Origin of the sequence: Micromonospora sp. CA-248260 (genome assembly GCF_050942205.1) — a bacterium.
In the GTDB taxonomy this organism is placed as follows: domain Bacteria; phylum Actinomycetota; class Actinomycetes; order Mycobacteriales; family Micromonosporaceae; genus Micromonospora; species Micromonospora antibiotica.
The window spans coordinates 6,398,255-6,416,149 of the sequence record NZ_CP192021.1 but is presented as its reverse complement, the minus strand read 5'-3'; the positions used below and the strand labels follow the sequence as shown (position 1 = coordinate 6,416,149).

16 protein-coding genes are annotated in these 17,895 nt (G+C 73.2%); 11 read left to right on the top strand and 5 right to left on the bottom strand.

Translation table 11 applies throughout. From position 1 onward, the window contains the following. Positions 1–50: 50 nt before the first annotated feature. Complete coding sequence (locus tag ACQP2H_RS27830) at positions 51–2,447, bottom strand: M28 family peptidase (protein ID WP_433229441.1); 2,397 nt, start codon at positions 2,445–2,447, stop codon at positions 51–53. A 241-nt stretch (positions 2,448–2,688) separates the two neighbouring features. On the opposite strand from ACQP2H_RS27830, the gene ACQP2H_RS27825 reads away from it, so the two are divergent. From ACQP2H_RS27825 to ACQP2H_RS27795, 7 genes are all read left to right on the top strand, one after another. Beyond that, entirely contained in the window at positions 2,689–3,933 is a 1,245-nt protein-coding gene (locus ACQP2H_RS27825; protein ID WP_219464835.1) for a PP2C family protein-serine/threonine phosphatase, read from the top strand. Further along, positions 3,930–5,807 carry a sensor histidine kinase gene (locus ACQP2H_RS27820; RefSeq protein ID WP_433229439.1) on the top strand — a complete coding sequence of 626 codons (1,878 nt, stop codon included), beginning with the start codon at positions 3,930–3,932 and terminating at the stop codon, positions 5,805–5,807. The genes ACQP2H_RS27825 and ACQP2H_RS27820 overlap by 4 nt, the downstream gene beginning before the upstream one ends. Continuing rightward, positions 5,804–6,256, top strand: a complete 453-nt coding sequence (locus ACQP2H_RS27815; RefSeq protein ID WP_067310481.1) for a response regulator — start codon at positions 5,804–5,806, stop codon at positions 6,254–6,256. The genes ACQP2H_RS27820 and ACQP2H_RS27815 overlap by 4 nt, the downstream gene beginning before the upstream one ends. Beyond that, entirely contained in the window at positions 6,249–7,055 is an 807-nt protein-coding gene (locus ACQP2H_RS27810) for an inositol monophosphatase family protein (RefSeq protein WP_219464833.1), read from the top strand. The genes ACQP2H_RS27815 and ACQP2H_RS27810 overlap by 8 nt, the downstream gene beginning before the upstream one ends. 352 nt (positions 7,056–7,407) lie before the next feature. Further along, positions 7,408–8,421 carry a coiled-coil domain-containing protein gene (locus ACQP2H_RS27805; RefSeq protein WP_363819181.1) on the top strand — a complete coding sequence of 338 codons (1,014 nt, stop codon included), beginning with the start codon at positions 7,408–7,410 and terminating at the stop codon, positions 8,419–8,421. Between the two features lie 36 nt (positions 8,422–8,457). Further along, positions 8,458–10,011: a fused MFS/spermidine synthase gene (locus ACQP2H_RS27800; RefSeq protein ID WP_433229437.1), complete on the top strand. Its 1,554-nt coding sequence runs from the start codon at positions 8,458–8,460 to the stop codon at positions 10,009–10,011. Between the two features lie 71 nt (positions 10,012–10,082). Next, a complete protein-coding gene (locus ACQP2H_RS27795; protein WP_433229435.1) occupies positions 10,083–11,717 on the top strand; it encodes a protein kinase domain-containing protein in 1,635 nt (544 codons plus the stop codon). Positions 11,718–11,884: 167 nt separating this feature from the next. Here ACQP2H_RS27795 and ACQP2H_RS27790 read toward each other — a convergent pair whose 3' ends face one another. Continuing rightward, on the bottom strand, positions 11,885–12,553 hold the full coding sequence (locus ACQP2H_RS27790) for a potassium channel family protein (protein ID WP_433229433.1): 669 nt from the start codon (positions 12,551–12,553) through the stop codon (positions 11,885–11,887). Further along, complete coding sequence (locus tag ACQP2H_RS27785) at positions 12,543–13,877, bottom strand: TrkH family potassium uptake protein (RefSeq protein WP_433229431.1); 1,335 nt, start codon at positions 13,875–13,877, stop codon at positions 12,543–12,545. The genes ACQP2H_RS27790 and ACQP2H_RS27785 overlap by 11 nt, the downstream gene beginning before the upstream one ends. 216 nt (positions 13,878–14,093) lie before the next feature. On the opposite strand from ACQP2H_RS27785, the gene ACQP2H_RS27780 reads away from it, so the two are divergent. Then, a complete protein-coding gene (locus tag ACQP2H_RS27780; protein ID WP_219464826.1) occupies positions 14,094–15,215 on the top strand; it encodes a glycerophosphodiester phosphodiesterase in 1,122 nt (373 codons plus the stop codon). A 243-nt stretch (positions 15,216–15,458) separates the two neighbouring features. Beyond that, positions 15,459–15,929 (top strand): pantetheine-phosphate adenylyltransferase, encoded by a 471-nt coding sequence (gene coaD / locus ACQP2H_RS27775; protein ID WP_219464824.1) that lies wholly within the window; start codon positions 15,459–15,461, stop codon positions 15,927–15,929. Positions 15,930–16,093: 164 nt separating this feature from the next. Here the strand turns inward: coaD and ACQP2H_RS27770 are convergent, their stop codons facing one another. Then, positions 16,094–16,297, bottom strand: coding sequence for a hypothetical protein (locus ACQP2H_RS27770; protein ID WP_357538491.1), 204 nt, complete (start codon positions 16,295–16,297; stop codon positions 16,094–16,096). Between the two features lie 181 nt (positions 16,298–16,478). After that, positions 16,479–16,709, bottom strand: coding sequence for a GntR family transcriptional regulator (locus ACQP2H_RS27765; protein ID WP_219464820.1), 231 nt, complete (start codon positions 16,707–16,709; stop codon positions 16,479–16,481). Between the two features lie 297 nt (positions 16,710–17,006). On the opposite strand from ACQP2H_RS27765, the gene ACQP2H_RS27760 reads away from it, so the two are divergent. Both ACQP2H_RS27760 and ACQP2H_RS27755 read left to right on the top strand, forming a co-directional pair. After that, positions 17,007–17,426 carry a DivIVA domain-containing protein gene (locus ACQP2H_RS27760; RefSeq protein ID WP_433229428.1) on the top strand — a complete coding sequence of 140 codons (420 nt, stop codon included), beginning with the start codon at positions 17,007–17,009 and terminating at the stop codon, positions 17,424–17,426. Between the two features lie 85 nt (positions 17,427–17,511). Then, positions 17,512–17,802 carry a hypothetical protein gene (locus ACQP2H_RS27755; RefSeq protein ID WP_357538487.1) on the top strand — a complete coding sequence of 97 codons (291 nt, stop codon included), beginning with the start codon at positions 17,512–17,514 and terminating at the stop codon, positions 17,800–17,802. The last annotated feature ends 93 nt before the right edge of the window (positions 17,803–17,895 follow it).

The following is a 17,895-nucleotide window of genomic DNA, read 5'->3' as shown; positions in this document are numbered from 1 at the left end:
GCTCGATGGTACTACCGGCAGTGCTATCGGCCAACGCTTCAGGCGCGACGTCAGAACGGGTAGGTGCGGGCGACCGCAAGCATCTCCGAGGTGTGCGACCCGACCACCCCCACCCCCGCCGGCCGCTTCCGGAACCCCGGCAGACCCTCCAGCCCGTCGCTCGCGTCCATCGCCCGCAGCGCCACCTTGGCTGCCCGGGGCCGCACGGTCAGGGTGATCTCGACGCCCTCCGCTGGCGGGGCGTGGAACACGATCCCGAAGCCCCACCGGTCGAGCGAAGCCTCCTCGACGCCCGACTGCCGCTCGACCGGCACCTCACGCCCGGCCACCTCGGCCCGGGTCACCTCGGCGGTGGTCGCGTCGACGTGCAGGGTGGCCAGCCTCACCGTCCGTTGGGGGAGCAGCCGCAGACGCAGGGTGCGCAGTCCACCGGCGGTGGTGTCCGCCAGCACCTGCACCGTCGGCGCGGGCAGGTTCGCCACCGGTGCCGGGCCGCCGCGCAGGTCCGGATCGCCCAGGCCGGGGAAGCCGTCGACGGCGGCAGGGCCGTCGACATACCCGTCGGTCCACGGCTGGGGGTCCACCTCCCGGGTGAGCCACTGTGCCTCGTTGGTGTCGGCGTCCAGGGCGTACATCAGGTGGGTGGGGACCGGGTGGTCGGCGTCGAAACGGTCGACCGCCAGGCCGACCCCGGCGAACACCGTGGCGGCGAGCGCGGCGGCGACGGCCGGCAGTGCGCCGAGCCGGCGGGCGCGGGCGGCGACCATGCCCCGCTGGCCGCCGGCTGCCGGGTGCAGCAGGTCGAGCACCGGCAGCGCGGCCAGCCCCAGCAGCACCGCGAACAGGGCCGCGACCCCGCCCATCGCCATCCCCAGCGCGGGGAAGAGCAGCACCACCGTGGGCAGCAGGATCACCACGGCGACCGCCCCGGCCAGGGTCACCGCGACCACCGGCCACGGGCCGTCGATCCGGGTGCGCAGCGCGACCAGGCCGGCGAGCGCCCCGGCCAGCGCCGGCAGGGTGGCCAGGTACGCCCCGCCGGGCACCAGCGCGGCCAGCACCACCCCGAGCAGGGCCAGCCAGCCCAGCCCGCCGACGGCCAGCGCGGCCGGGCCGGACCAGCGGCGGGCCAGCGCGTACCAGGCGAGCAGGATCGTGGCGGCGAGCGCCACCACCGCCAGCCGGTACCAGACCGGCCGGTACGGGTCGAGCAGCTCGGCGTAGCCGGGGCGCAGTGCGGTGATCCCCGCCCAGAGCAGTTGGGCGGCGACCGGGGCGGCCACGATCGGCACCAGCGCCAGCCCGAACCCGGCGAACAGGCGACCGGTCCCGGCCCGGCCGGTGCGCCGGACCAGCCAGCCCAACGCCAGCACCCCCAGCACCGCCAGGGCGGCCAAGGGCCAGGTCAGCCAGCCGGGGTAGCGGACCAGCCCGCCCGGCACCGGGAAGTAGCTGGCGTCGTGGCCTGCGCGCAGCGCCGTCAGGTCGGCGCGGCCGAACTCCCGGGCCAGCCCGAGCGCGTTGTCGCCGTGCATCTGGAGGCTGCCCCGGTCCATCGCCGCCGGGGTGTCCAGCGGGGTGTGGTAGATCGCGCCCCCGTCGATGTAGGCCGAGTTCAGCCCGACGAAGTCGTTGTCGAGGAACGCGGTGAAGTCGGTGTCGTTGGGCAGCGCCCGGTAGATCTCCACGGCGAACGAGGTGCCCACCGGGTGCGGGGCGCCCCGGCCGAAGGCGGCCACCAGCTCGGCGTTGTTCCGGGACGTCTCGAACATGATCACCGGCCCGGTGGAGCCCCGCGCCTCCAGGTTGAGCACCACCCCGCCGTCGGCGGCGAGCGGGTGGCTGGCGGCGAACGCCGCCGCGCCGCACAGGCACGCCTCCTCGGCGTCGGTCAGCACGAACACGACGTCGTTGCGGGGGCGGGGGCCGGCGGTCAGCGCGCGGGCCACCTCCAGCACGGTGGAGGTGCCGGCCGCGTCGTCGTTGCCACCCGGGCCGGTCTGCACCGAGTCGTAGTGCGCCACCAGGAAGACCCGGCCGGTGGAGGCGGTGCCGGGCAGCCGGGCCACCACGTTGCGGACCCGGGCGACGGTGGCCCCGCCGGCCGCCCCGCTGAGCTGCCCGGCCTCCGGGGCGACGGTGTCCTGCACCTCGGTCTCCAGGCCCAGCCCGCGCAGCGCCCCGACCAGGTGCTCGCGGACCTGGTCGTTGGCGGCGCTACCGGCCGGGTGCGGGCGTTGCGCCACCGTCTGCACGGTCCGGTAGGCCCGCCCGGCGCTGAACTCGCCGGCCGGGGCGTCCGCCGGTCGGGGCGTCGGGGTGGCCAGGGTGACCAGCATCGCGGCACCCACCGCGACCAGCGCCAGCAGGGCGGCCAGGGCGGCGAGCGGACGACGCCGGGGCCGGGCCAGCGCCCGGTCGGCGGCGGAGACGGGGGGTGCGCCCACGGGAACTCCTCGGGGGGTGGTGCGGGGGTGGGGATCATCCTGCCCCGGCGGGGCGCAGCCGGGGCGTACCGGAACCGAACCGTGACGCGCCGCGTCGACTGGACGCTCACCTGGTGACGACCCTGCCTGGGTACGCCCGGACCGGACGGACCGTGTTGTGTGCGACCGTTGTCTAATACAGGATCAGCAGGGCACTCGGAAGGAGCCCGACATCACCAGCGAACTCCCGCGTCTCGCGGCGGTGACCCGGTCGCACCGGGGGCCTGGCCTGGCCGGGTCCTCCGTCGCGCCGTACCCGCACGGCGGGCTCGGGCCCCACCCCAACCTGCCGCCGGGTGAACGGCTGCGGGTGCTGCTGGTCGAGGACGACGAGGGCGACGCCTTCCTGGTCGGCGAGCTGCTCGCCGAGACCAACTCGATGATCGACCTGCTGGTCGCCACCAGCCTCAGCGAGGCCCGGCGGCGCATCGCCGGCGTCGACTGCGTCCTGCTCGACCTCGGGCTGCCCGACGCGCAGGGCCTCGACGGGCTGCGCCGGGTGCTGGAGATGTCCAGCGGCGCGGCGGTCTGCGTGCTGACCGGCCGCTCCGACGAGCACCTCGGCATCGTCGCGGTCGCCGAGGGCGCCCAGGACTACCTGGTCAAGGGGCAGGTCGACGGGGTGCTGCTGACCCGTGCCCTGCGCTACGCGGTGGAACGCAAACGGGCCGACGAGAACGCCCGCCGGCTGCGCGAGGTCGAGCTGCGCCAGGCCGAGTCGGCCCGCCTGGAACGGGGCCTGCTGCCCCAGCCGCTGATGACCACCGACGAGGTGGCGGTGCACACCTTCTACCGGCCGGGCCGGCACGCGGCGCTGATCGGCGGGGACTTCTTCGACGTGGTGCAGACCCAGCCGGACCGGGTCGACCTGATCGTCGGCGACGTCTGCGGACACGGGGTGGACGAGGCCGCGCTCGGCGTCGAACTGCGGGTCGCCTGGCGGGCGTTGATCCTGGCCCGGGTGCCCGACGACGAGGTGCTGCCCGCCCTGGAACAGGTGCTGATGAGCGAGCGCCGGCTCCAGGAGATCTTCGCCACCGTCGCCACCGTCCGACTCGACCTGGCCGCCAACCGGGCCACCGTCCGGCTGGCCGGTCACCCGCCGCCGCTGCTGCTGTCCGGCGGCAAGGTCGCGCCCGTCCCGGCCCGTGGGGGCCTGCTGCTCGGCGTACGACCCCGCCGTCCCGTCGCGTTCGACCTGGAGTTCGACACCGATGACTGGTCCCTGTTGATGTACACCGACGGCCTGATCGAGGGGCGGGTGGGTGACGGCGACGACCGGTTGGACGTCGACGGGCTGACCGGTCTGCTCCAGGAGCGCGCCAACCACGCCGTGCCGCTGTCCGAGCTGCCCGCCTGGCTGGTCGGGCGGGCCGAGCAGATCAACGGGGGGCCGCTCGCCGACGACGTCGCCATGCTGCTGGTCAGCCGGGGCGGTGGCCGGTGAACACGTACCACCGGGGGTGGACCCTGCGTCGTCGGGTGCTGGCGTTGCTGGCCGTGGTCGGCGTGCTGCTGGTCGGGCTGGCCGTGGCCGAGGCGGTGGTGGCGGCGAAGAACCGCGCCTACACCGACGCCGTGCTCACCCGCACCGGCCCGCTTCGGGTGCAGGGGCAGGAGCTGCTCAACGCACTGCTCGACCAGGAGACCGGCATCCGGGGGTACGCGGTCAGCGGCAACCGTGCCGACCTGGCCCCGTACGAGCAGGGGGTGCGGCAGGAGCGCGACGTAGCCGCCACGATCGCCGACCTGAGCCGTGACTACCCGGCGGTCGCCGGTGCGCTGCGCACCGCGCAGCAGCAGGCGGCGGACTGGCGGCGGACGGTGGCCGAGCCGGTGATCGCGACCACCGGGAGCAGCGGCACGGCCGCCGGCCAGGCGTTGATCACCGCCCAGGCCCGGCAGGAGTTCGACCAGATCCGGGCGTCGGTGGGTGACCTCCAGACGGCGATCCTGGCCGAGCGGGAGAAGGGTGCTCGGGACATCGAGCGGACCGGCAACATGCTGGTGATGCTGCTGATCGTCGCGGCGGTGGTGGTGGTGCTCGCCGGCACCCTGATGCTGCTCTCCCTGGAGCGGATGGTGATCCGGCCGCTGACCGGCCTGGCCCAGCAGGTGCGGGAGGTCGCCGCCGGTGACTACCAGCACCACATCGCCGGGACGGGGCCGCCGGAGTTCCGTCGGCTCGCCGACGACGTGGACGTGATGCGGCAGAAGATCGCGAAGGACCTGGCGGAGGTGCGGGCCGCCCGGGAGAACATCGAGTGGGTCAACAGCCAGTTGCAGAAGCAGGCCGAGGAGCTGACCCGCTCCAACCGTGACCTGGAGCAGTTCGCCTACGTCGCCTCGCACGACCTGCAGGAGCCGTTGCGCAAGGTGGCCAGCTTCTGCCAGCTGCTCCAGCGGCGGTACGCGGGGCAGCTCGACGAGCGGGCCGACCAGTACATCGCGTTCGCCGTCGACGGCGCGCAGCGGATGCAGCGCCTGATCAACGACCTGTTGGCGTTCTCCCGGATCGGCCGGCTCACCACCGGTTTCGTCGACGTCGACCTCAACCGGACGATGGGCGACGTGGCCAGCCAGACCGAGCCGGGCCGGCAGTACGCCGACGCCGAGCTGACCTGGGGCGAGCTGCCGGTGATCCGGGGCGAGGAGCCGCTGCTCACCAACCTGCTGGTCAACCTGGTCAGCAACTCGGTGAAGTTCCGCCGCCCGGACGTCACGCCGAAGGTGCGGGTCTCGGCCCGGTTGGTCGACGCCGAATGGGAGATCACCTGCGAGGACAACGGCATCGGCATCGAGCCCGAGTTCGCCGACAAGATTTTCGTGATCTTTCAGCGGTTGCACGCCAAGGACGCCTACCCGGGCACCGGCATCGGCCTGGCCATCGTCAAGAAGATCGTCGAATATCACGGCGGTCGGGTCTGGGTGGACACCGACCGGGCCGAGGGGACCGCGATCCGGTTCACCCTCCCGGCCCGGCCGGAGGACGTCGAGGCGGCGAAGGCCGCCGCCGAGGCGGGCCCAGCGGCGGCAACCGGTGCGGACGCCCCGGCAGGGCCCGACGGGGACGCCACGGTGACGCCCGAGGGAGACGCCCCGGCAGGATCCGACGGTGACGCCACGGCAGCGCCCGACGGGGACGGCGCGGCGACGACGTCCGACGACGACGCCGCGTCCCGCCCGGCCGGGGGGACGCCCGCGCCGGCGGACCGGCCGATCCCGGTCGGCCGACAGTCGGGCGGCACGCAGGACGAGGACCCACCCGGCGGGCCGCCGGGGCACGGCACCACGGGTGGCACGAAGGAGGGGGTGGGATGACCGCGCCGGCGGACGGCAAGAGCCCGATCGAGGTCCTGCTGGTCGAGGACGATCCGGGTGACGTGCTGATGACCCAGGAGGCATTCGAGGAGCACAAGCTCCGCAACCGGCTGACCGTCGTCTCCGACGGCGCCGAGGCGCTGGCCTACCTGCGGCGCGAGGGCCGGTACGCGGACGCGGTGACCCCGGACCTGATCCTGCTCGACCTGAACCTGCCGCGCCGCGACGGCCGGGAGGTGCTGGAGGAGATCAAGAACGACGAGCAACTGCGCCGCATCCCGGTGGTGGTGCTCACCACCTCCCAGGCCGACGAGGACATCCTGCGCAGCTACCAGTTGCACGCCAACGCCTACGTGACCAAGCCGGTGGACTTCGAACGTTTCATCTCGGTGGTCCGTCAGATCGACGAGTTCTTCGTCAGCGTGGTGAAGCTGCCGCCTCGTGGCTGACCAACTGCTCGCCGACGTCGGCACGCTGCTGCGGGAGACCGCGGCGGACGTGGTGTTGCCGCTGTTCCGCAAGCTGGACGACGCCGACGTCACCGAGAAGGCACCGGGTGACCTGGTCACCGTCGCCGACCAGCGGGCCGAGGAGCGGATCTCGGCGGAGTTGCGCCGACTGCTGCCGGGGTCGCTGGTCGTCGGCGAGGAGGCGGTGGCCGCGGACGGGTCGTTGCTGCGGCACCTGCGCGGCGGCGGCGACGTGTGGGTGGTCGATCCGGTCGACGGTACGGGCAACTTCGCCGCCGGCCGTCGGCCGTTCGCGCTGATGGTGGCCCTGCTCACCGACGGTGAGCCGGTCGCCTCGTGGGTGTTCGACCCGCTGGCGGAGACGATGGCCGTGGCCCGGGCCGGGGCGGGGACCCGGTTGGACGGCCGGCCGGTACGCAAGACCCCGGTCGTGCCGCCGGAGCGGCTGCGGGGCACCGCGATGGTCCAGTACCTGCCCCGGGCCACCCGGGACCGGGTGGCGGCGGGCGAGGGCCGGATCGGGGAGCTGCTCGCGGGCCAGCACTGCGCCGGCCGGGAGTACCTCGACCTGCTCACCGGTGACCAGCAGTTCGTCATGTTCTGGCGGACCCTGCCCTGGGACCATGTGCCCGGTGCGTTGCTGGTCCGCGAGGCGGGTGGGGTGGCCCGCCGGTTCGACGGCACCGACTACCACCCGGCCGACGACGGGCACGGGCTGCTGGTCGCCTCCGACGAGCAGACCTGGCACGAGGTCCGCGCCGCGCTGCTCGGCGACTGACCGCCCGCCGCCTGCACGTTCGTGGGTGCCGGTCGGTGGACCGGCCGGCCGGCGTGCGGGTCGCCGGGCGTGGGACGGACGGGCCGCCCGGCCGGTGTGGCGGGGTCGGTCGAGCCGGGCGGTGGGCCGCCCCCGGGGGCGGCTGAGGGATCGACGAGATGGACTCTCGGCGACGGGCTCGGCACGCCGTGTCGAGCGTTGCTGTCCGGTGTCGTCACGGGCCTGGTCACCGGGCGTGATTGCGGTAGTGTGACCGGCGGTCTCCGCCCCCAGGCCGCCAACCGGGGCCGGCGGGACCGCCGCCGTACCGGCCCTGTGGCGGGCGTCGGCGGCAGAGGGAAGGACAACCTCCGTGCCCAGGACCAGCCTGACCCGGCCACGCGTGCGTCGGCCGTTGACCGTGCTGCTCGCCGCACTGGCGCTGCTGCTCGGTGTCGGCGCGGTGCCCGCCTCGGCGGAGCCCGGTGAGGGTGGCACCAAGCAGCTCAAGGATGCGCTGACGGCGGCGGCGAAGGGGCACATCGAGGCCAAGGCCAAGCTGGACAGCTCCAAGCGGCGGCAGACCGCGCTGGCCGCCGAGCTGAAGGTGATCGAGGGCCGGTTGGGTGAGCTGACCGCCCAGGTGGGCGAGGTGGCCGCGCAGTCCTACCGGGTGGGCCGGTTGACGCCGACGTCGATGCTGCTCAACACGGCAAGCCCGGAGGCGTTCCTCAAGCGGGCCGCCGACCTGGACATGATGGCCCAGCGGGACGGCAAGCAGCTCCGCGCGCTCGCCGAGGCCCGGCACGCAGCCGCCCAGGCCACCCTCGACATCAACGCCGAGGTCCGCGAGCAGCAGAAGCAGCTCGCCACGCTGGCGAAGAAGAAGCGGGACGCCGAGCGCGCCCTGGCCACCGTCAGCTCGGGCAGCAGCGCCGGCTTCAGCGGCGGGTCGAGTTCGGCCGCGCCGGCCCCGCGCAACTCCGACGGGTCGTGGCCGGGCGAGTCGTGTTCGGTGAACGACCCGACCACCTCCGGTTGCATCACCCCGCGCACCCTGCACGCCATGCAGCAGGCCAAGGCCGCCGGCTACAAGCGGTTCGTGTCCTGCCACCGCAGTGGCGGGGGCGGCGAGCACCCGAAGGGCCGGGCCTGCGACTTCTCGGCCGCCACCAGTGGCTTCAAGGACGAGACGGCCACCGGCGGGGACAAGGCGTACGGCGACAGCCTGGCCAACTACTTCAAGAACAACGCCAACCGGCTCGGCGTGCTCTACGTGATCTGGTACCGGCAGATCTGGATGCCGAACACGGGTTGGCGGGCGTACAGCGGGTCGGGCAGCCCGGCCGCCGACCACACAAACCATGTTCATCTTTCGATGTACTGACCGTCCGGCCCAGGAACGGGACGTAGCATCGCGACGGTGAGCAGCTCATCGTCCGACGTCGTGACCGCTCCGACGCCTCCCGCGCCGGTTCCCTCCCGCGCCCTGCCCAACGGGCTCGCCGCGTTCCTGGTCTTCTTCTCCAGTGGTGCGGTGCTGGTGTTGGAGACGGTCTCGTTGCGCCTCGTCGGCCCGTACGTCGGGGTGACCCTCCAGGTGACCAGCTCGGTGATCGGCATCGCGTTGGCCGCCATCGCGTACGGGGCGTGGACGGGCGGCTGGCTGGCCGACCGGCGGGACCCGCGCGGGCTGCTCGCCCCGGCGCTGATCCTGGCCGGCATCGCCGCCGCCGTCACCCTGCCCGTGGTCCGGTACGCCGGTGAACTGCTGCGCGGCGGTGCGGTCAGCGGCATCCTGCTGCTCACCGCGTTGGCCGTGTTCGTGCCGGCGGCGCTGCTGTCGGCGGTCACCCCGCTGGTGGTGAAGCTGCAACTGGCCGACCTGCGGCGCACCGGTCAGGTCGTCGGGCGGCTGTCCGGCATCGGCACCCTCGGCGGCATCACCGCCACCCTGTTCACCGGGTTCGTACTGGTGGCGGCGCTGCCCAGCACCGTCATCCTGATCGGGCTGGCGGCGGCGCTCGGGGTGGTCGGGCTGGCGCTCGGGGTCTACCTGCGCCGGCAGGAGGCGGCGGGGTTGCCCGGTCCGGCCCGGCTGAAGGCCACCCTGGCGGTGCTCGGGTTGGTCGCGGCGGGGCTGAGCGCGGTCGCACCGAACCCGTGCGACGTGGAGACCGCATACCACTGCGCCCGGGTGGAGCGTGATCCGGCCCGCGACGGTGGGCGCACCCTCTACCTCAACTCGGCCCAGCACTCGTACGTCGACCTGGACGACCCGACCCACCTGGAGTACGAGTACACCCAGTGGATCGGCGCGGTCGCCGACGTGGCCGCCCCGAAGGGGCAGCGGCTGGACGCGCTGCACCTGGGCGGGGGCGGGTTCACCATGCCCCGCTACCTGAGCGCCACCCGGCCGGGCACCGACAACGTGGTCTTCGAGATCGACGGCGAACTGGTCGAGCTGGACCGGCGGGAGTTGGGCGTCCGCACCGGGCCGGGGCTGCGGGCGGCGGTGGGCGACGCCCGGATGCTGGTCGGTGGGGAGCCGGCGGACAGCCGGGACCTGGTCGTCGGGGACGCCTTCGGGCACCTGGTGGTGCCGTGGCACCTGGCCACCCGGGAGATGGCGGCGGAGGTCGACCGGGTGCTGCGCCCCGGCGGGGTCTACGTGCAGAACGTCATCGACTACCCGCCGGGCCGGTTCATCCGCTCGGAGCTGGCCACGGTGGCCGCCGAGTTCGAGCATGTGGCGCTGGTCGCGCCACCGGAGGCGATCGCCGGGCGGCAGGGCAGCAACTTCCTCATCGTCGCCTCGGACGCGCCGCTGCCGCTGGACGCGCTGCGGACCCGGCTGGGCACCGTGGCGAAGATCCCCGACATGGTCGCCGGCAGCGAGGTGACCCGGTTCGTCGACGGGGCACTGGTGTTGACCGACGACTACGCCCCGGTGGACCAACTGCTCGCGACCGCCTGATCGGGTGACTTTCCTGACCGATTACGACCACCGAGGTGTAGGTCGGGCCGTCCCGGGCAACTCGGTCGACCATGGGTGCAGGAGTCCGGAACGCAGCCCAGCTCCTCGGTGAGCGGTACCGGCTGATCGAGCAGCTCGGCGCGGGCGGCATGTCCGTGGTGTGGCGCGGCTACGACCAGGTGCTGGGCCGGCAGGTCGCGGTGAAGGTGCTCGCCTCCCGGCTGGCCACCGACCGGGCCTTCCGGCACCGGATCAGGATCGAGGCGCAGGCCGCCGCGCGGCTCTGCCACCCCAACATCACCAACGTGTACGACTACGGCGAGTCCGAGCAGGTCGGGCTGACCGTGCCGTACGTGGTGATGGAGCTGGTGGACGGCGGTCCGCTCACCGCGCGGCTCGGCCGCGACGGGCAGCTGCCCTGGCGGGAGGCGGTGACCATCGGGGCCGAGGTGACCTCGGCACTGGCCACCGCGCACGCCCGGGGGGTGGTGCACCGCGACGTCACCCCCGGCAACGTCATGTTGACCGCGACCGGGGTGAAGGTGGTCGACTTCGGCATCTCGGCGTTGGTCGGCGAGAGCGAGAAAGGGCCGGACGGCACCCTGCTCGGCACCCCCGCCTACCTCGCCCCGGAGCGCCTCGACAACGGCCAGGTCTCCCCGGCCACCGACGTGTACGCCGTCGGGCTGCTGCTCTACCGGATGCTCACCGGAAGGCTGCCCTGGCAGGCCAGCACCACCACCCAGATGCTGCGGGCGCACATGTACCACGACCCGGAGCCGATGCCCCCGGTACGTGGGCTCCCCGACGAGGTGGTCGAGCTGGTCGGCCGCTGCCTGGCCAAACGCCCGGAGGACCGGCCGGCGACCTCGGAGGTGGCGCGTACCCTCGCCTCGGCGGCCGGGATGGTCGCGGCCGTGCCGGTGTCCCCGGCCCCCGGGCGGCTCGACCCGGCGTTGCTCGCCAACGCCGGCACCACGATCCTGCCCTGGTCGGCCGACACCGACGCGTTGCCCTTCTCGGGACGGACCCGGAGCCGCCGCGCCGCCACCCGCCGCCGCCGGATCGAGGCCGGGGTGGCCGCCGCGAGCCTCGTCGCCGTCACCGCGGCGATCTGGGGGGTGACCTCGCGCAGCCCGGCCAGCGGCGGCGTCGACCCGCCCACCGAGGCCCGGATGGGGTTGCCCGAGACCATCCCCTGCGAGGTCGAGTACGCGCTGCGCACCGACTCCGGCAAGGACTTCGCCGCCCAGCTCACGCTGACCAACACCGGTCCCCGGGAACTGCGGGACTGGACGGTGAGCTTCGCCTTCCCCGGCCAGCAGGTCGTCACCGGGCCCACGCCCCAGGTGCGTCAGGAGGGGCGTCTGGTCCGGGTCACCGCGGCGGCCGGCCGTGCCGCGCTGGCCCCGGGCGCGTCGGAGAAGCTCGCCCTGACCGGCCGGTACACCGGCGGCAACCCGTTGCCGTTGGAGTTCTCCCTCGGCGATTCGAGCTGCGGGGTGCGGGTCTCCGGGGTGGCCGGCAGCGCACCCGTGGTGAAGCCGCCGACGGTGAAGAAGCCGGCGGCGAAGAAGCCGGCGAAGACGTCCGGCAAGGGTGGGTCCGGCGCGGCCGGCCCGGCGAAACCCACAACGAAGGCCGAGAAGCCCGGCAAGGGGCCGGGCAAGGGGGCGGGTGCGGCCAAGGGAAAAGCGGGAAAGTGACGGGGAAGGGAGGCAAGGGCGCAGGTGGCGGCGGCCCGGGTGGCGGTCCCGGCAAGGGACACCGGGGCTGAGGCCGGGCACCGGCTCCGGGGCGTTGACCGGGGGTGCCGGCTCTGCGGCGGCGGCCGGGTGCTGCGGCCGGCCGGGTCGGCGGGCGGACGGTGCGGTCAGCGTAGGGCCGCGAACCGTTGCACCTGGGCGATCCCGCCCTCCACGACGAGGATGCTGCCCGGCCCGAGCACCGTGTCCGGGTCGGCGTACCGGAAGCGTTCCCCGGCCGGTTTCGCGCCGACCACCATCACCCCGTAGCGTTCCTGCACCGCCAGGTCCCGCAGCCGGTGACCGACCAGCGGCGGGGGGACCGGCACCTTGGCGATGGCGAAGTCGCCGCCGAACTCCATGAAGTCGAGCATCCGGCTGACGATCAGGTGGGCCACCCGTTCCCCCGTCTCCGCCTCGGGGAAGACCACGTGGTGGGCGCCGACCGAGGCCAGGATCTTCGCGTGCTTGCGGGAGGTGGCCCGCGCCCACACCTGCGGTACGCCCACCTCGGTCAGCGCCAGCACGGTGAGCACGCTGGCCTCCACCGAGGCGCCGATGGCGACCACCACCCGGCAGAACTCGCCGACGCCGAGCTGCCGCAGCGCCTGCTCCTCGGTGGCGTCGGCCTGCACCACCCGGTCCAGCGACGCCGACCAGCGTTGCACCCGGTCGGGGTCGCGGTCCACGGCGAGCACCTGGTGGCCGAGCCGGGTCAACGCCCCGGCCAGGTGGCAGCCGAACCGGCCCAGCCCGATCACGGCGATGTCGCCGTCGCCCTCACCCCTAGCCGACAACGGGTTGCTCCTTCGGGTAGCGGTACAGCCGGTGCCGGGTGTTCAACGCGATCGCCGAGCCGACGGTGAGCGGGCCGATCCGCCCGATGTACATCAGCACGGTCAGCACCAGTTGCCCCGACGCGGGCAGGTGCTGGGTGAGCCCGACGGTGAGGCCGGCGGTGCTGAACGCCGAGGTCACCTCGAACAGCGTCTCGTTGGCCCGGACGTCGGTGGTGAGCACCGTCAGGCCGAGCGTGCCGACCGTCACCAGTGCGACGCTGAGCAGCGCCACCGTCAGCGCCTGGCGTTGGCTGGCCACCGCGATCCGGCGGCGACCCACGGTGACGTCCGGCTCGCCGCGCAACTCCGCCCAGATGACGAAGCCGAGCAGGAAGAACGTGGAGACCTTGATCCCACCGGCGGTGCTGGCGCTGCCACCGCCGATGAACATCAGGGCGACGAGCAGCGGGTAACTCTCCTCGCGCAACGCGGCCACGCCGATCACGTCGAATCCGCCGGTACGGCTGAGCGCGACCTGGGTGAACGTGGCGAGCAGCTTGCCCGGGGTGTCGTAGGTGCCGATGGTGAACGGGTTGTCCCACTCGGCGGCGAGCAGCCCGACGAACCCCACGGCCACCAGCACCACACTGCCCCAGATGGTCAGCTTGGTGGCCACCGCCCAACGGGCCGGCCGGCGGCGTCGGCGGAACGCCTCGAACAGCGCGGGGAAGCCCAGCCCGCCGACGATCGCGCCGAACGCCAGCGGCAGCGCCACCCACGGATCACGGGCGAAACCGACCAGCCCGTCGGTGTAGAGGGTGAAGCCGCCGTTGTTGAACGCCTGGACCGAGTGGAACGTCCCCGACCACAGCGCCCGGCCCGGCGGGTAGTCGTAGGCGAGCCGGAGCCGGGCGGTCACCACCGCGGTCATCACCAGCTCGCAGCCGAGCACCGTGCCGGCGATGCGCATCAGTAGGCGACGCAGGTCGGCGGAGCCGTACTCGGCCGTCTCTGCCTGCACCAGCAGCCGGTTGCGCAGCCCGAGCTGCCGGGTGACCGCCAGGCTGACCAGGGCCGCACCGGTGAGGATGCCCAGCCCGCCGACCTGGGTGAGCACGGTGATCATCACCAGCCCGAACCCGTTCCAGTAGTTCGGGGTGTCGGTGACGGCCATGCCGGTGACCGAGACCGCCGAGGTGGCGGTGAACAGCGCGGTCACCAGCGGGGTGTAGCGGTGTTCGCTGGTGGCCCAGGGCAGCATCAGCAGGCCGGTGCCGATCGCGATCGTCACCAGGAAACCGAACGGCACCAGCCGGACGGGGTGACGAAGGAACCGGCGCACCACACAATCCTGTCGACTACGGCGCGACCGGGCCGGTGAATCGCGTATCCCGGGCCGGTGCCGGCTTCCGCGCTCGTCTCCCCGCAGGGTTCACCTGCCGGCCAGTCGACGACCAACTGGCGGTCAGCCGCGCCCGGTCTGCTGGCATCGCCCCATCGGCACCTGCCGGGGCGTCCCGGGCTTCGACCGGGGTGCCCCCCGACGAAGGAGACCGCGTTGCGACGTACCCTTTCCGCCCTCGGTGTGGCCGGCGCGCTGCTCGCCGTGGCCGTCGCCGTGCCCGGCGCGGCCTCGGCCCGCGAGGACGACGCCGACCGTGCGGACCGGGCCACCCACCGGCCCCTGGTGATCGGCCACCGGGGGGCCAGCGGCTACCGCCCGGAGCACACCCTGGAGGCGTACCGGCTGGCGATCCGGATGGGCGCCGACTACATCGAGCCGGACCTGGTCTCCACCCGGGACCGGGTGTTGGTCGCCCGGCACGAGAACGAGATCTCCGGTACGACCGACGTGGCGGCCCGCCCCGAGTTCGCTGGCCGCAAGGCCACCAAGACCATCGACGGGGTACCGGTCACCGGCTGGTTCACCGAGGACTTCACCCTGGCCGAGCTGAAGACGCTGCGGGCCAAGGAGCGGCTGCCCCAGGTGCGGGTGGCGAACACCGCCTTCGACGGCCGGTTCGAGGTGCCCACCTTCCAGGAGGTGCTGGACCTGGCCCGCGCCGAGTCCAAGGCGCGGGGCCGCACCATCGGCGTCTACCCGGAGACCAAGCACCCCAGCTACTTCGCCTCGATCGGGCTGCCCCTGGAGGAGCCGCTGGTCGCGGTGCTGCGCCGCAACAAGCTGACCCACCGCAACGACCCGGTCTTCATCCAGTCCTTCGAGACGGGCAACCTGCGCAAGCTCGACCGGATGATCGACGTGCCGCTGGTGCAGCTCCTCGACGCCACCGGCCAGCCGTACGACCTCGCCGCCGCCGGTGACCCGCGCACCTATCAGGACCTGGCGACCGCCGCCGGCCTGCGCGGGATCGCCCGGTACGCCGACGGGGTCGGCCTGAACAAGAACCTGATCGTCCCCCGGGACGCCACCGGGAAGCTGCTCGCCCCGACCACGGTGATCCGCGACGCGCACCGGCACCAGCTGGTGGTGCATGCCTGGACGTTCCGCGCCGAGAACCAGTTCCTCCCGGTCGACTTCCGGATCGGCACCGACCCGAACGCCCGGGGCGACATCACCGCCGAGTACGAACTCTTCCTCGGTCTCGGCCTGGACGGCGTCTTCGCCGACCAGCCGGACACCGCCGTCGCCGCCCGCGCCGGCCTGTCCACCCGCTGACCCGCCCGCTGACCCGCCCGCTGACCCGCCCGCGCCCGGTCGGGTCCGGTCGGGTCCGGTCGGGCGCTTGATCAACTCAATGTCGCCGAGGTAGCGGTGTCCCGTCGCCCGGGACACCGCTACCTCGGCCCACGGGAGTGGATCAATCGCCCAGGCGCGATCCCGGACCGGCCAGGAGTCGCTCCGGCCGCGTACACCTGGTCTCGCTGGCACGTGGTGACGGCCGGAACCTACAGTCGGGCCATGGGCATCGACGGGCCACCGCCGGCAGGAACTCCCGGTCGGGTACGCGTGCGTGCCGTCTACCCCGGCAGCTTCGACCCCTTCACCGCCGGGCATCTGGACGTGGTGGGCCGGGCGCGCACCCTTTTTGACGAGGTGGTCGTGCTCGTCGCGGTCAACGGCAGCAAGCAGCCGGGCGTCGACGAAGAGCAGCGGGCCGCCGCTGTCCGGGCGAGCCTGCCGATGGGATGGACCTCCGTCACCGTCGCCCCGTGGCGTGGGTTGACCGCCGAGTACTGCCTCCGCCACGGGGCGGGAGTGATCGTCCGGGGCGTGCGGAACACCACCGACCTCCAGACCGAATGCCGGCTCGCCGCGATGAACCAGTCGTTGGGCGTCCCCACGGTCTTCCTGCCCGCCCAGCCCGAGCTGGCGGCGATGTCATCGACCGCCGTACGCACGCTGGGGAAGTCGCTGCCGCGACCGGGGTAGCGCGGACACCGGACGGCCGGGGCGCTCCGACTGTGGAGAGTTGTTGTCGCCTGGGCCGCAACAACTCTCCACAATCCAACGGCACGGGTGGGGAGGCCGGCCGGATACCGCTCCATCGGTTCAGGAGAGTGGCGTGACCCAGGATCTCGGGCTCGGGAGTCCGGTCAGAGACTTCCGCCCCCGGTGCTGCGGAGGTTGCTGCCGTCCGTCGGGTTCCGGTGGTCGTCCAGGCGGCGGCGGGCCTGCTCCGATGCCGCCAGGTCCCGTACCTGCCGGTCCCCGTCGGTCACCGGCCGGCGGCCACGACGCCACCATGCCACGGCTGCGAGGGCCACGAGTACGACGATGAGGATGATGAGCCAGCGCATGTCTGCCTCCAGTGGGTGAGGACTCTGCCACCCAGAGTGGACCCCCAGGTCAAGGACCACCGACAGGGCGGCGGAGCGGTTCTCCACGCTGGCGGGTGCGCCGGTCCTGTGGCCGGCGATGCGTGCACGTCGGTTTGCCGTGCACGCCAGTTGGCCGGGCGCGGGTTTGCCGCGGGGCGGGTCAGCGCGTCGCAGGCTCGGTGACGTAGGTGCCCCGGCCGGGCTGACCGGTGATCAGCTCTCGGTCGTGCAGCAGTGAGAGCGCACGCGAGGCGGTGTTCATGTGCACCTGGTATGCCTCGGCAAGCTCGCGGGTGGACGGCAGTTTGTCGCCAGGTTTGAGTTCGCCACTCTTGATCTTCGCGGCGAGTTCGTTGGCGATCTGGCGGTATGGGGCTTCGGCTGTAGGCATGGTGAGACTCCGGTTGGTTCGGCGTCTCTGATCATGCCGGGCCTGCACCAGTAACTGCAACAAGTTGTCGTGTCGCCGCCACAGAGGGTCGACCTACACAAACATTTTGGGTATCTTGTGGATGTCCGGTTCCGGTTGGTTCGGCAGACCTCGGGGGCGGACACCAAGGGTTGGCTCCGGGGCCGTACCGCCGAACAGGGCTGCGGTCCCGAGGCCGGTGACCCGGTCCGCGTCCCCTATCGGCGGACCGGGTCACCTTCCACTGCACCGAATGGAACGCGACCCGGAAGGTGACCCATGCGCATCCTGCTGTCCCTGCTCCGCCGCCCGTGGCGCGGTCGATCCGGCCACCGTCCGTGGCGCGACCTTACCCTCTACCGCCCGTGGCGCGGCCTTACCCTCCCCCTGTGGCATCGCCCGGAACCTCGTCCGCACCGTCGCCGGGCGGGACGACGCTGGTCGGAGCGCCCGCCGAACGGTGGTTGGTACCGCTCGCAGGCGTGTCGGCCGCTGACCGCCCGGCAGGTCGAGGAACGACAGTTCGGCCTGGTCAAACGAGGTCTCGACCCGGTGGAGGTGCACGCCTTCCTGCACCGGGTGGCCGCCGACCTGGCGGCAGCCCGGCGTGACCTGGCCCTGACCAGGGAGGAGAACCAACGGATCAAGCGCGCGTTGCGCTCCTGGCGAACCCACTTCACCTCGGACGTGCGCTGGTGACCCGGACGGGCTTCGCCGCCGAGCAGCACGCACGTACGGCGGTGAGCCGGACAGGCTTCACGGTCGGTCAGCCGGGCGTGCGGCGGTGAGCCGGGAACGGTTCGTCGTCCACCTGCCCGTGACCGCCGACGACCTGGTCTCCGCCCAGGGACTCGCCCGGGCGATCACCCGGGCACTCGGCTTCCTGCCTGACGTCGACCGGGGCGGCACCACCCTGTCCCGCGAGGACGCCCAGTCCGTACGCCACTGGGTCTACTGCGACCGACCGCTGGCACCCGCCCAGCGCTGCACCCGCCCCGCCGACCACCCCGACGCCTGCACCCCCCACCCCCACCCCCACCCCACCACCGCCCCTCCCTCCCGGCAGCCCCGGTGATCTCCCTCCCTCCCTCCCTCCCTCCCTCCCTCCCGGTCGCCCCGGTGATCAAGAAGTTTGCGTCACCTGGAGGGCGGATCATGACGTAAACCT

Bases quoted from the DNA above. Each gene is read 5' to 3' on its own strand.
- ACQP2H_RS27815 (WP_067310481.1), top strand. From the start codon at position 5,804: ATGACCGCGCCGGCGGACGGCAAGAGCCCGATCGAGGTCCTGCTGGTC.
- ACQP2H_RS27770 (WP_357538491.1), bottom strand. From the start codon at position 16,297: ATGCGCTGGCTCATCATCCTCATCGTCGTACTCGTGGCCCTCGCAGCC.
- ACQP2H_RS27765 (WP_219464820.1), bottom strand. From the start codon at position 16,709: ATGCCTACAGCCGAAGCCCCATACCGCCAGATCGCCAACGAACTCGCC.
- ACQP2H_RS27795 (WP_433229435.1), top strand. From the start codon at position 10,083: ATGGGTGCAGGAGTCCGGAACGCAGCCCAGCTCCTCGGTGAGCGGTAC.
- ACQP2H_RS27760 (WP_433229428.1), top strand. From the start codon at position 17,007: ATGCGCATCCTGCTGTCCCTGCTCCGCCGCCCGTGGCGCGGTCGATCC.
- coaD (WP_219464824.1), top strand. From the start codon at position 15,459: ATGGGCATCGACGGGCCACCGCCGGCAGGAACTCCCGGTCGGGTACGC.